Below are 12,058 nucleotides of genomic sequence, written 5' to 3'. Positions count from 1 at the left end.
CCCGTGCGCGCCGCAGCACGCACGTGATGACGCTGGCTCAGAAGCGCGGTGTCGCGAAGGTATTGGCGAACGGGTTGACGCCGGCGCCGATGCGGCCGGGCAGAGTGCCTTCGCCATAGAGCTCGCCGGTGCTGGCATAAACCGGCGAGGCATAGCTGTGCTGGTTGGCGTAGCGGTTCAGCGAGCCGACGGGAACGACGTTGCCGGCGTCGAAGTAGCTGCGCTTCTGGATGGTGACGCGCAGGGGACCGCGCCGGCTCTGGGCCTCGGCGATGGTGGTCATGACGGTCGATGCCGCCAGAGCGATGGTGAGGGCAGTGGCAACACGCTTGAACGGCGTCATGGCGGCGATCTCCGGGAGTGGATGCACCCACTCGATGTAAGCATCCTTAATCCGGCGCAAAGAGTAGCGCGCTGTCGTTAACAACTTTGTTAGCGCCGATGAGTTTCGCGGAGCGTCAGGGCTGGCGTCGAGCCGGTTTGTCGCGATTCCTGCGGATCTCGCTGGCGGGGCGCGCGGGATCGGCGCTGGCGGTCTTCATCCGCAGGGCCGGCAGGTTGCCATCGACGTCGAGCCAGGAGGTTTTCCGGCCACTGGCCGAGAGGCGTGGCGGGGCGCAACCCGGCTGGCGCTTGAGCTCGCTGCTGGCAAAGACGGCGCGCAACTCCTGATCGGCCCCGGCATTGGCAAGATCGAGCCGGTCGATGAGGCAGGTCAGCTGCCGGCGATCGCTCGGCTTGGACGCGGCGCACCACCAGCCGCTCATCGCGAAGGTCGCTTCGCCCGGCGGCGTGCGGAAGGCGACGCAGGAGCGGCTTTCCGCGCCTTCGCCCAGGACGACATCGGCTGTTTCCAATGGGCCGAACCGGGTCTCGGTCGGGATGGGAGCGCTGCTGCGTTCGATGGCGTGTCCACGCTGAGCGGTGTCATGCACCAGCGCAACCATGAAGGAGCGGCTGCCGGCGGCGGCGCCCTCTCCGGTGGCGAGGCGCAGAACGAGATGCGCTTTCGGCTCGGCAAAGCTGCCGAAGCTCAGAAGATCCTCACGCCGGCTGCCGTCCTGGCTGCGTCGGGTTTCGAGAGACGGGGCTTCCCGGCCGAGTTCTGAAGCCTCCAGGCTGAACATCGCCATGGGGCGGGGGATCGCGACCCAATCCTCCGCAGTGGCAGATTGGCGTGGCCGGCGTGGGGTTGCTGCACCCTGAGCCATGGGATTTGCGGAAGGAAGGGCAAGGCTGGCGAGCCTCGGCTGATCTTCGTCCTTGGCCGAAAGGCCGGTGACCAGGATGGCTGTCATGCCGATGCCGCCCAGCGCTGCCGCGCAGCGCCAGGCGAGCGCTCCCGTCAGGCCGAGTCCGCGGCGTGGCAGGAGATGACGGCCGAGCCGCAGGGTCCAGCGGAAGCTGGCTTCGATGCGGTCGGCACAGCTGATGAGGAGCGGTACGGCGTCGATCCCGGCGATGCGCGCCGTGATGTTGCGGCCGATGGCAAGGGCACGGGCGAGCCACGGCCTGAGCCGATCGAGCCCTGCCTGCAACCTCGACACCACATCGACCCAATGCAAACGCGAACCACCATTCCCATGCCGCGTCACGGCGGCTCGCCCTTCGTTCGGGGCGCAGGCTGGCCGCGAAGAGTCGCCGGGCGGTTACCGGCCGATGCCGATCGGTCGGCAGCATGAACGTTCGGTCAACGAGCAGGGTTAATGGCCGGCGCTTGCCGGATCGTCAGGGGGAGATTGACTTTTTCGCGCGGCGGGTGTTCTGACAGGGCCGTGGTGCAGCGATGCGCCGCGAGCGAAGTTTTCAGCCCTTCGGGATTGGCTCTGTGACTGTCCGTCAGACGACGAAACTCACGACCAAAACGACGACCGGGAAAGCCGGTACGTCGCGCTGACGCTTCGCCTCGGTTCCGGGTCCATCTCCCCCCGGCGGGGGCAGATTGCCGAACCCGCCCGAGGACTGGGCGGGGCGGCCCCAAAGGGAGACCCGAACCGCTTTCATCCGCAAAGGATAACATCATGAGCTTCAAGGTCGCAGTGGTCGGTGCAACCGGCAATGTGGGCCGCGAGATGCTGGACATTCTCGCAGAGCGCGCCTTCCCGGTCGGCGAGGTCGTGGCGCTGGCATCGTCCCGTTCGATCGGCACCGAGGTTTCCTTCGGCGACAGGACGCTGAAGTGCAAGGCGCTCGAGCATTACGATTTCTCCGACACCGATATCTGCCTGATGTCGGCCGGCGGCGAGGTGTCAAAGGTCTGGTCGCCGAAGATCGGCGCGCAGGGCGCCGTCGTCATCGACAATTCCTCGGCCTGGCGCACGCATCCCGACGTGCCGCTGATCGTGCCGGAGGTGAACGCCGCGGCGGCTGCCGGCTTCACCAAGATGAACATCATCGCCAACCCCAACTGCTCGACCGCGCAGCTCGTCGTGGCGCTGAAGCCGCTGCATGATCGCTTCGGCGTCAAGCGCGTCGTGGTGTCGACCTATCAGTCGGTCTCCGGCGCCGGCAAGGAAGGCATGGACGAGCTCTTCAACCAGACCCGCGCCGTGTTCTCGGCCGGCGAAGTCGAGACCAAGAAGTTCCCCAAGCGCATCTCCTTCAATCTCATTCCTCAGATCGACGTCTTCATGGAGGACGGCTTCACCAAGGAAGAGTGGAAGATGATGGTCGAGACCAAGAAGATCCTCGACCCGAAGATCAAGCTGACCGCGACCTGCGTGCGCGTGCCGGTCTTCATCGGCCATTCCGAGTCGGTCAACATCGAATGCGAGAAGCCGATCACCGCCGACGAGGCGCGCGAAGTGCTGCGCACGGCGCCGGGTATCCTCGTGATCGACAAGCATGAGCCGGGTGGCTACATCACCCCGCACGAGGCGGCCGGCGAGGACGCGACCTACATCTCGCGCATCCGCGAGGACTCGACGGTCGAGAACGGGCTCGCCTTCTGGTGCGTCTCCGACAATCTGCGCAAGGGTGCGGCACTCAACGCGATCCAGATCGCCGAGGTACTGGTCAACCGCAAGCTGATCCAGCCGCGCAAGCAGGCGGCCTGAACGGGCTAGACCGGCATTTGAGGAAGGCGGGCTTCGTGCCCGCCTTTTCTTTTTGAGGCATCCGGGCCGAGAGGCCCTCCGGTGCATGGAGAACCTGCCTTCTTTGCGCAGCGGGATGCCGATCAAAACGATTAGGCTGCGTCGTAATCATAAAAATCCCGCCAAGACATTGCCGCAGCCCTTCTCTCCCGGACCCGAGCCTGTGCCTGCCACACCCGCTGCCTCGCTCCGGCGCGACAACGGCCTGCTCGGCATCGGCATCATGCTGCTCGCCACGATCTTCCTGTCGGCGGGCGATGCGGCGTCGAAATACCTCGCCGCGAGCGTGCCGGCGCTGCACATCGTCTGGCTGCGCTACATCACTTCTGCTTTCTTCCTGCTGATCATCATCGCCTGGCAGGGCCGCTCCGTTTCGCTGCGGACTCAGCGCCCGGGCATGCATCTGCTGCGCGGCGTCGGCATCATCGGTTCGTCGATCCTGTTCGTCTCGTCGCTGAAGTTCCTGCCGATCGCCGATGCGACGGCGACGAGCTTCGTCGCGCCGCTGTTCGTCACCGCGCTGTCGATCCCGCTGCTCGGCGAAAAGGTGGGCTGGCGGCGCTGGCTCGCGACCCTCATCGGCTTGATCGGGGTGCTGATCGTGGTGAGGCCGGGCGGGGCGGGGTTCCAGCCGGCGTCGCTGCTGCCGGTCTGCTCGTCGCTGAGCTGGGCGTTCTCGCTCATCATCACCCGGCTGATGAGCGGCACCGAGAGCCCGATCGCGACGGTGACCTATTCGACGGTCTTCGGCGCGCTGCTGATGACGCTGCTGCTGCCGTTGCACTGGGTCACGCCGACCTGGGAGATCGCACTGGTCGGCCTGTTCATCGGCGCGGTCTCGACGGCGGGGCACTGGTTGGTGATCATCGCCTTCCGCTTCGCCGGCGCGTCGCTGCTGGCGCCGTTCTCCTACATCCAGCTATTCTGGGCGGCGCTGTTCGGCTTCTTCCTGTTCGCGACGCTGCCGGATGTCTGGACCTTCGTCGGCGCCGTGATCATCGCGGGATCCGGCCTCTATACGGCTCATCGCGAGCGCATCCGGGCAAAGCAGGTCGCCGCTTGAAGCCCGTTTGGCGTCAGCCCTGCGGCTTGGTGGCGTAGCGCGCCATGAACATCTCGATCGCCGAGGCGACGACGCGCCGGATCTCCTCGTCGCTCGGCGGAGTGCGGACCGCGTTGAACAGGCGTGGGCGCGTCAGCGTGGCCTGGCAGAGATCGAGGAACTGGACGGCTGCGAGATAGGTGTCGTCGATCGCGAGCTTGCCCTCGGCGACCATGCGGTCGAGATAGCGTGCGATGAGCCGGGAGCCGAGCATCGGCCCGTTCTCGTAAAATTCCCGGCCGAGATCGGGCATGCGTTCGGCGACGCCGATGACGACGCGATGCGCGCTGACCGCCAGCTCGGCATTGATCATGCGCACGATGCACCGGCCGAAATTGCCCAGCGCGCGCACCGGATCGGAATCCTCGTTCAGGGCCTCGATCGCGCCGCGCTTCTGCGCCTCGCGCTCGCGCTGGATCAGCGCGACGAAGAGATGCTCCTTGTCCTGGAAGTAGACATAGAGCGTGCCCTTCGAAACATTGGCCGCCGCGGCGATGTCGTTCATGCTGGCGGCGTCGAAGCCGCGCGAGGTGAAGATCTGCAACGCGCCGTCGAGAATCTGGCGGTGCTTGTCCGGATCGGCGCCCGCAATCCGGCGATTGCGCGGGCCCGTCTTCACCGTGGGTTCAGAGGTTTCTGACATCACTTCCTGGCCCGCCCTGCGGACACTGCATGGCAACTGCGAAAAAAGAATCGAACCAACCGGTTCGATTTGACTTGATATGCATTATCGCCCGCGCTATTTCAAGCGCAATCGAACCAGGTGGTTCGAATTGACATGCAGGACGCACGATGTCTGCTGAAACCGCATCAGAACTGCGCCGCGACCGGCTGAAGCTGGTCGACGCCAAGGCCGAAACCGCCCAGCCAGCCGACCCTGCCACCGCCCGCGAGGCACGCGAGCCGCAGGCCAAGGACGCCCCGCCTGCCGCGGAGGCCGCCGATAACAAGGCCAAGAAGAGCCCGCTGAAGCGCGGCCTCCTGACCGTGGCAGCGGTCGCAGCTCTCGGCGCCGGCCTGTGGTACGGCATCGATTGGTGGCGCAATGGCCGCTTCATCATCTCGACCGACGACGCCTATGTCGGCGCCGAGATGGCGACGGTGTCGGCCAAGCTCGCGGCGAACATCGCGACCGTCTCGGTCGTGCAGAACCAGCAGGTCAAGGCCGGCCAGCCTCTCGCCGCGCTCGACGATGGCGACTGGCGCATCGCGCTCGAAAGCGCCCGCGCCAAGACCGCGACGGCGCAGGCGACGCTCGCGCGCATCGACAGCCAGATCGAAGCCGGGCGCGCGGCGCTGGTGCAGGCGCAGGCGCAGCAGAATTCCACCGAGGCGGCGGTGACCCGCACGGCCGCCGATTTCGAGCGCGCCAACAGCCTCGCCGCCAAGTCCTATGGCTCGCAGGCCACCCTCGACGCCGCGACAGCCGGGCGCGACCAGGCGATCGCGTCGCTGGCGAGCGCGAAGGCCGGCGTCATGCAGGCGCAGGCCAACATCAAGGTGCTGGAGGCGCAGCGCGTCGAAGCGGCCCGCCAGATCGACGAACTCAAGGTCGCCGAGCAGAAGGCGGAGCGCGACCTCTCCTTCACCAAGATCGCCGCGCCGATCGACGGTGTCGTCGCCAACACCAATCTCCAGCTCGGCGACCTCGTCAGCGCCGGCAAGCGGCTGATGTCGATCGTGCCGCTCGACCAGATTTATGTCGACGCGAACTTCAAGGAGACGCAGGTTGGGCCGCTAAAGGTCGGCGACAAGGCGAGCATCACGATCGATGCTCTGCCGGGGCAGGTCTTCCACGGCACGGTCAGCGGCATCGCCGGCGGCACCGGCTCGGTCTTCACGCTGCTGCCACCCGACAACGCGACCGGCAACTTCACCAAGATCGTGCAGCGCGTGCCGGTGCGTATCGCGCTCGACAAGGAATCGACCGGCAAGCATGTGCTGCGGCCGGGCATGTCGGTCGTGGTGTCGATCGATCCGCGCCCCGCCAGCCAGCGCTGAGCCCATCCCCAGGAGGCCGTCATGGCCACCGCGACCATGAACGCGCCGGCGGGAGCGCCGCCGGCCCCGGACGCCATCCCGATGCGCCGCATCTTCGCCTTCCTGGCGATGGTGTTCGGCATGTTCATGGCGATCCTCGACATTCAGATCGTCTCGGCTTCGCTGGCTGAGATCCAGGCCGGCCTGTCGGCCTCTGCCGACGAGATCGCCTGGGTGCAGACGGCCTATCTGATCGCGGAAGTGATCATGATTCCGCTCTCCGGCTATCTCAGCCGGGCGCTGTCGACGCGCGTCTTCTTCTCGATCGCCGCTGCGGGCTTCACCATCTCCAGCGTGCTCTGCGCGCAGTCGACCTCGATCAACGAGATGATCCTGTGGCGCGCCGTGCAGGGCTTCATCGGCGGCGGCATGATTCCCGGCGTCTTCGCCGCGGCCTTCACCATCTTCCCGCCCGCCAAGCGCCCGATCGTCTCGCCGCTGATCGGCCTCGTCGCGACGCTGGCGCCGACGATCGGCCCGACCATCGGCGGCTATCTCAGCCATGCCTTCTCCTGGCACTGGCTGTTCCTCGTCAACGTGGTGCCCGGCATCGGCGTGACGATCGCGGCCTGGACGCTGATCGACTTTGACAAGCCCGACCACAGCCTGATCAAGCGCTTCGACTGGCTGGGCCTCGCCGGCATGGCGGCCTTCCTGGGCAGCCTCGAATATGTGCTGGAGGAGGGGACGCGGCTCGACTGGTTCCAGAGCCACGAGATCGTATTCTTCTCGGTCGTGATGGTCTTCGGCGCGGTGCTGTTCTTCTGGCGGGCGCTGACGCGCGAGGATCCGCTGGTCGATCTCTACGCCTTCAGGAACCGCAACTTCGCCTTCGGCTCGCTGTTCTCCTTCTGCATGGGCATCGGCCTCTACGGCCTGACCTATCTTTATCCGGTCTATCTCGGGCGCGTGCGCGGCTACGACGCGCTGATGATCGGCGAGACGATGTTCGTCACGGGCCTGTCCATGTTCCTGACCGCTCCGATCGCGGGGCGGCTCTCGGCCAAGCTCGATCCGCGCATCATGATGATGATCGGCTTCGGCGGCTTCGCGGTGGGCACCTGGTGGGCCTCGTTCATCACGGCCGACTGGGATTTCCACGAGCTCCTCGTGCCGCAGATCCTGCGCGGCTGCTCGCTGATGCTGTGCATGGTGCCGATCAACAACGTCGCTCTGGGGTCGTTGCCGCCGCAGCAGCTCAAGAACGCCTCGGGCCTCTACAACCTCACGCGCAATCTCGGCGGCGCGGTGGGGCTCGCCGTCATCAACACCTTGCTGAACACCCGCACCGATCTGCACATCATGCGGCTTCACGAGATGGTCGTGTCCGGGCGGCAGGTGGCCGAGGAGGCGCTCGCCAACACCATCCAGCGCTTCGGCGACTATGGCGATGCCGCCGAGAAAATGGCGTTGGCGTTGATCAACCAGCGCGTCCACAAGCAGGCCCTGATCATGGCGTTCGGCGACGTCCTCCTCGGCCTGACGGTGATCTTCGCGAGCCTGGTCGTGCTGTCCGTCTTCCTGCGCAAGCCACCCAAGGCGGCGGCCGCCGGAGCCGGCGGCGGGCACTGACGCGGCACTGAGCGTGGCGGGGCCGGCTTTCTCTCGGGGCGCCTGAGGTGGGCGTGACCGCGATTTCGTGATCGGCCGGCTGTGGGCCGCTGCCGGATGCCGCAGTCGGAACGATTGACAACTGACATCGATCTTGCCAAATATAGCAGTAATATCAGTAGTTTAGATGTTTTCTAAACTACGTGGCCGGGGCGACCGGCGTAGTGGAAGGCGTTATCGATGAGCGTTCTGACGAACAAGGATCAGGATCACAAGCCGGTGGCGGGCGACCACATTCCGTGGCCGCAGAAAAACCCGGCCTCGTGCCCGATCAGCGCCGTGAAGGCCCGTCTGCGCTCGGCCGGCCTGCGCCCGACGCGCCAGCGCATGGCGCTGGGCTGGCTGCTCTTCGCCAAGGGCGACCGCCATGTCAGCGCGGAAATGCTCTATGAGGAGGCGATCCGCGCGCGCGAGCCGCTGTCGCTTGCAACCGTCTACAACACGCTGCGCCAGTTCTCCGAAGCCGGCCTGCTGCGCCAGGTCTCGGTCTCCGGGCCGAAGACCTTCTTCGACACCAACGTGTCGGAGCATCATCATTTCTACAACGAGGACGACGAGACCGTCACCGACATCCCCGGCTCGACCATCCACGTCTCGGGCCTGCCGGAAGCGCCGGAAGGCATGCTGATCTCCTCGGTCGAAGTCATCGTGCGGCTGCGCCGCGCCGATGGCGAGGAGATCGAGACCAAGCGCGTGGTAGGCCATCACGCGTGATCGTCTGCTCCTGCAACGTTATCTCCTGCCGGCAGATCAAGGGCACCATCGCCCCTGACGGCAGTGGGCCGCGTACGGCTGGCGAGGCTTATGACTGCCTCGGCTGCAGCCCGAACTGCGGACGTTGCGCGCGCGAAGTTCGCACCATCCTGGCCGAGGCACGGGCCGCCTGCGCGACGCAGTGCAACAGCTGCGCCAGCCGCGAGATCGAGTGCGCCGTGCATGTCACGGTCGAGCGCATGCTCGAGGGCATCGAGTTCGCAGAGGACGTGGCGGCGGCTGCCTGAGGCGCCGGTCCGCTCCATTCGCTCATTCATTGGTGGGACGGTGTTTTCGCTCTTCCCTTTCGGGCCCGGCGTGAATACATTAGGATCATTCTAATGTAGTGCATCGGGGTGCTCCGCCATGAAGGGCGATAAGAAGGTCATCGAATATCTCAACAAGGGGCTGCGCTCGGAGCTCACCGCCATCAACCAGTACTGGCTGCATTACCGGATGCTCGACAATTGGGGGCTGAAGGAAATGGCCAAGACCTGGAAGAAGGAATCGATCGAGGAGATGGTCCATGCCGACCGTTTCGTCGACCGCATCCTCTTCCTCGACGGCTTCCCGAATCTGCAGACGCTCGACCAGCTGCGCATCGGCGAGAACGTCAAGGAAGTGATCGAATGCGACCTCAAGGCCGAGGTCGAAGCGCGCTCGCTCTATCAGGAAGCCGCCCGTTACTGCCGCGAAGTGGGTGATTACCCGTCCGAGGATTTGTTCAAGGCGCTGATGAAGGATGAGGAAGGCCATATCGACTTCCTCGAGACTCAGCTCGACCTGATCGGACGCATCGGCCTCGAACTCTACACCCAGAAGCATATCGGCGGCCTCGAAGGCGACGATCACAGCCACTGATAGGGTGCCCGGAGCGCGCCGCTTAGCCGGCTCGCTCCGAAACCTCACAGGTCCGATCAAAAGAAAAGGCCCGCCAATGGCGGGCCTTCAATCTTTCGAGGCGATGGAAGCCGTCAGATGAAGCTGACGTTGGCGGCTTCCGGACCCTTGCGGCCGGCGCGGACCGAGAAGCGCACGCGCTGCCCGTCGATCGGCGCCTGAAGGCCGCTGCGGCTCAGCGACGAGACATGCAGGAACACGTCCGGGCCGCCCTTGTCCGGAGCGATGAAGCCGAAGCCACGATCCGAGTTGAAGAACTTCACGGCGCCATCGAAGGGGCCTTCGACCGGACCGCTGTCGCGATCATGGAAGCCGCCGCCGCGAGGGCCGCGGTCGCCGCCGCCGAAGCCGCCGCGATCACCGCCGCCATAGCCGCCACGATCGCCGCCGCCGAAGCCGCCACGATCCCTATCGCCATAGCCGCCGCCACCGAAATCATCGCGGGGCGGGCGGGGCGAGAAAGCGCGGGGAGCCGGTGTCGTCTGGGTTGCGGTGGAGGCGTCGATCTCGTGAACCGCAACGACCTGCAGGCCGCGGCGACCTTCACCGAGATCGGCGACGATGGTGGCGCCTGGCAGCAGATCCTGCTGATCGAGCGGGCCGATCGCGGAGACATGCAGGAAGACATCGCCCGACCCATCGGCGGGCGATGCAAAACCGAACCCCTTCTCGGGGTCGAACCACTTGACCTTGGCTTCGATATTTTCGTGCGTGACGAAGGGCTGGGCAGCAGGAGGCTTGCGACGATCGAACATGGAGCTTCAAGTATGAGTGACCGGGAGCACGCAACTTAGCTCATGCCGGACGCGCCGTCATCGGGGTCTTGGCGAAATTATCGCACGACGTTTGGCGGGGTTGTAGTGCTTTTTTTCGAGCCATCCTCAAGCTCATAATGCCCAATCGCCATGCTTCTTGTGCATGAGACCAAGCTGTTCAGGTACGATTCCTGGTTCGCTACGGCGAAAATGCCGCAGATAGACTGTCTTGCAATCGCCTGAATCATGCACAATCTGAGACGTCTTAGGGAAGATACGCCTCCTGGTCGGTAGCGCGCTGTTTGCGCTGTTCAGGAGAAGACAATTGGTTCGTTCGAAATTCGCTGGCACCAAGGCCGGCGCTGGCGTGATCCGACGGCTATGGCCGACCGAGCGCGATCTGCTGCGGGAACACCTGCTCCGGCTCGATCCGGTGACCCGTCAACAGCGCTTCGGCACGGCGGTCAATGACGCATTCCTCGAGAACTATGAGGCGACGACCTTCGGCGTGGGCGGGCTCGTCTATGCCTATGTCGAGGACGGAATCGTTCGCGGCGCCGCCGAATTGCGTGGCCTCGACGATATCGTGGCGCAGACGGGGGAGGCCGCTTTCAGCGTCGAGAGCGGCTGGCGCCGTCGCGGCTTCGGCACGAAGCTGTTCGGGCGCCTGATCACGGCATCGCGCAACCGCGGCATCCGCACGCTCTACATGACCTGCCTGCCGGAGAATGTCGCCATGCGTCGGCTCGCGGCCAAGTTCGAGGCGGATCTCGTCGGCGGCTATGCCGATGTCGAAGGCGTGATCACGACCGCAGGCCCGACGCCCTTCACGATCCTCGACGAGGCGTTGGACAATGCTGCCGGCTTCGCGACCATCGCCCTGTCGATCCAGAAGAATTTCTGGCCGACAACGCTGCTCGCCCGCGCGTTCGGCGCGTGAGCTCAGGCTGGGCTCGAAGCGCAGAGCGGGCTTAGACGGCCTGGCCTGCGCTTCCCGCGCCTTACCTGTTGAGGGACAGCGCCGCACCGGATTTGGTCACGGCACCATCGAGAGCGCTGCCGCTGCCGGCACGCAGCCGTGCCGCTACGGTGCCGCCCTGCTGGTAGAGATAGACCTCGCCGTCGCGATAATCCCACGCCGAGATTCTCTGTAGATCCTTGTTGGCGCAGCCCGACGAGCTGGCGCGATAGAGATCCAGCGTCGGCGTGCTCGAAAGCTGAACGCGGCAGGAGCCGCCGGTCGCCTCGCGTGCCGTCCAGCCGCCGACCATGCTGTCGCGACCTGCGGCCGGGCGCGGCGCCGTGGCGCTGGGGCCGAGGCCCGCGACCTGATTGTTGCTGCCGCGCAGGCCGGGCGCCTGCTCGGGCTGGCCGGTCGGCGGCAAAGGCTGGCCCTGCGGCGGGGCGCCGGCGCTGGGATCGAAGAACGGGTCCTGCGGTGCGGGCAGGGGGCCTCCACCTGGCGGGGGAGCGGATGCCGCCGGATAGCCGCCGGGCGGCGGCAGCGGCTCCGACGTGATCGGCGCCGAAGAGACGGGCGGGGCCGAGGACAGGGCGGGCTGGCCGTATGAGGGCGGGTTCATCATCGGGCCGGTGAAACGCTGCGAACCGGCACAGGCCGTCAGGGCCAGCAGGGGAAGCAGGGCGACCACCCGGGTCAGGGCGGCAGGCGTGGCGGTCTGCATCGTCGTCATGCGGTGCGGGTTCCGATCTCGGTCAGCCGAACTTTGCGTCACTATCACAGCAACTCAATGAACGCGGCATGAGCATGGTCTAGCGCAGGCCGGGCGCGATGCGAACCC

Annotated in this window: 13 protein-coding genes; 8 read left to right on the top strand and 5 right to left on the bottom strand. The window is 65.8% G+C overall.

The features are described from left to right. Positions 1 to 37: 37 nt before the first annotated feature. Together NWE53_RS15515 and NWE53_RS15510 are read right to left on the bottom strand one after the other, a co-directional pair. A complete protein-coding gene (locus NWE53_RS15515) occupies positions 38 to 343 on the bottom strand; it encodes a hypothetical protein (protein WP_265050278.1) in 306 nt (101 codons plus the stop codon). Between the two features lie 115 nt (positions 344 to 458). After that, positions 459 to 1,547: a hypothetical protein gene (locus tag NWE53_RS15510; protein WP_265050277.1), complete on the bottom strand. Its 1,089-nt coding sequence runs from the start codon at positions 1,545 to 1,547 to the stop codon at positions 459 to 461. Positions 1,548 to 2,021: 474 nt separating this feature from the next. Between NWE53_RS15510 and NWE53_RS15505 the strand changes: the two genes are divergently transcribed. Continuing rightward, on the top strand, positions 2,022 to 3,056 hold the full coding sequence (locus tag NWE53_RS15505) for an aspartate-semialdehyde dehydrogenase (protein WP_265050276.1): 1,035 nt from the start codon (positions 2,022 to 2,024) through the stop codon (positions 3,054 to 3,056). Positions 3,057 to 3,258: 202 nt separating this feature from the next. After that, positions 3,259 to 4,158: a DMT family transporter gene (locus NWE53_RS15500; protein ID WP_265050275.1), complete on the top strand. Its 900-nt coding sequence runs from the start codon at positions 3,259 to 3,261 to the stop codon at positions 4,156 to 4,158. 13 nt (positions 4,159 to 4,171) lie between these two features. Here the strand turns inward: NWE53_RS15500 and NWE53_RS15495 are convergent, their stop codons facing one another. Continuing rightward, positions 4,172 to 4,840, bottom strand: a complete 669-nt coding sequence (locus NWE53_RS15495) for a TetR/AcrR family transcriptional regulator (protein WP_265050274.1) — start codon at positions 4,838 to 4,840, stop codon at positions 4,172 to 4,174. Positions 4,841 to 4,989: 149 nt separating this feature from the next. Between NWE53_RS15495 and NWE53_RS15490 the strand changes: the two genes are divergently transcribed. The 5 genes from NWE53_RS15490 to bfr all read left to right on the top strand — a co-directional run bounded on the left by NWE53_RS15490 (position 4,990) and on the right by bfr (position 9,462). Continuing rightward, entirely contained in the window at positions 4,990 to 6,198 is a 1,209-nt protein-coding gene (locus NWE53_RS15490; RefSeq protein WP_265050273.1) for an HlyD family secretion protein, read from the top strand. Between the two features lie 21 nt (positions 6,199 to 6,219). Beyond that, positions 6,220 to 7,809: a DHA2 family efflux MFS transporter permease subunit gene (locus tag NWE53_RS15485; RefSeq protein WP_442864841.1), complete on the top strand. Its 1,590-nt coding sequence runs from the start codon at positions 6,220 to 6,222 to the stop codon at positions 7,807 to 7,809. A gap of 219 nt (positions 7,810 to 8,028) precedes the next feature. Continuing rightward, on the top strand, positions 8,029 to 8,562 hold the full coding sequence (gene irrA, locus NWE53_RS15480) for an iron response transcriptional regulator IrrA (RefSeq protein WP_265050272.1): 534 nt from the start codon (positions 8,029 to 8,031) through the stop codon (positions 8,560 to 8,562). Continuing rightward, a complete protein-coding gene (locus NWE53_RS15475) occupies positions 8,559 to 8,849 on the top strand; it encodes a (2Fe-2S)-binding protein (protein WP_265050271.1) in 291 nt (96 codons plus the stop codon). Before irrA ends, NWE53_RS15475 begins: the two co-directional genes overlap by 4 nt. 118 nt (positions 8,850 to 8,967) lie before the next feature. Continuing rightward, positions 8,968 to 9,462: a bacterioferritin gene (gene bfr / locus NWE53_RS15470; protein WP_265050270.1), complete on the top strand. Its 495-nt coding sequence runs from the start codon at positions 8,968 to 8,970 to the stop codon at positions 9,460 to 9,462. Between the two features lie 113 nt (positions 9,463 to 9,575). Here bfr and NWE53_RS29850 read toward each other — a convergent pair whose 3' ends face one another. Then, complete coding sequence (locus NWE53_RS29850; RefSeq protein WP_320109512.1) at positions 9,576 to 10,256, bottom strand: cold-shock protein; 681 nt, start codon at positions 10,254 to 10,256, stop codon at positions 9,576 to 9,578. Between the two features lie 325 nt (positions 10,257 to 10,581). On the opposite strand from NWE53_RS29850, the gene NWE53_RS15455 reads away from it, so the two are divergent. Further along, positions 10,582 to 11,196 (top strand): GNAT family N-acetyltransferase, encoded by a 615-nt coding sequence (locus NWE53_RS15455; protein ID WP_265050269.1) that lies wholly within the window; start codon positions 10,582 to 10,584, stop codon positions 11,194 to 11,196. Between the two features lie 61 nt (positions 11,197 to 11,257). Here the strand turns inward: NWE53_RS15455 and NWE53_RS15450 are convergent, their stop codons facing one another. Continuing rightward, entirely contained in the window at positions 11,258 to 11,950 is a 693-nt protein-coding gene (locus NWE53_RS15450; protein WP_442864840.1) for an AprI/Inh family metalloprotease inhibitor, read from the bottom strand. Positions 11,951 to 12,058 lie beyond the last annotated feature (108 nt).

The sequence above is a fragment of the Bosea sp. NBC_00550 genome (assembly GCF_026020075.1).
Classification (GTDB): domain Bacteria; phylum Pseudomonadota; class Alphaproteobacteria; order Rhizobiales; family Beijerinckiaceae; genus Allobosea.
The sequence above is the reverse complement of the archived record's forward strand: the minus strand, read 5'-3'. Positions and strand labels throughout refer to the sequence as shown.

Coding starts and splice junctions, on each gene's coding strand:
- NWE53_RS29850 (WP_320109512.1), bottom strand. CDS start 10,256: ATGTTCGATCGTCGCAAGCCTCCTGCTGCCCAGCCCTTCGTCACGCAC.
- NWE53_RS15495 (WP_265050274.1), bottom strand. CDS start 4,840: ATGTCAGAAACCTCTGAACCCACGGTGAAGACGGGCCCGCGCAATCGC.
- irrA (WP_265050272.1), top strand. CDS start 8,029: ATGAGCGTTCTGACGAACAAGGATCAGGATCACAAGCCGGTGGCGGGC.
- NWE53_RS15485 (WP_442864841.1), top strand. CDS start 6,220: ATGGCCACCGCGACCATGAACGCGCCGGCGGGAGCGCCGCCGGCCCCG.
- NWE53_RS15505 (WP_265050276.1), top strand. CDS start 2,022: ATGAGCTTCAAGGTCGCAGTGGTCGGTGCAACCGGCAATGTGGGCCGC.
- NWE53_RS15490 (WP_265050273.1), top strand. CDS start 4,990: ATGTCTGCTGAAACCGCATCAGAACTGCGCCGCGACCGGCTGAAGCTG.
- NWE53_RS15515 (WP_265050278.1), bottom strand. CDS start 343: ATGACGCCGTTCAAGCGTGTTGCCACTGCCCTCACCATCGCTCTGGCG.
- bfr (WP_265050270.1), top strand. CDS start 8,968: ATGAAGGGCGATAAGAAGGTCATCGAATATCTCAACAAGGGGCTGCGC.
- NWE53_RS15450 (WP_442864840.1), bottom strand. CDS start 11,950: ATGACGACGATGCAGACCGCCACGCCTGCCGCCCTGACCCGGGTGGTC.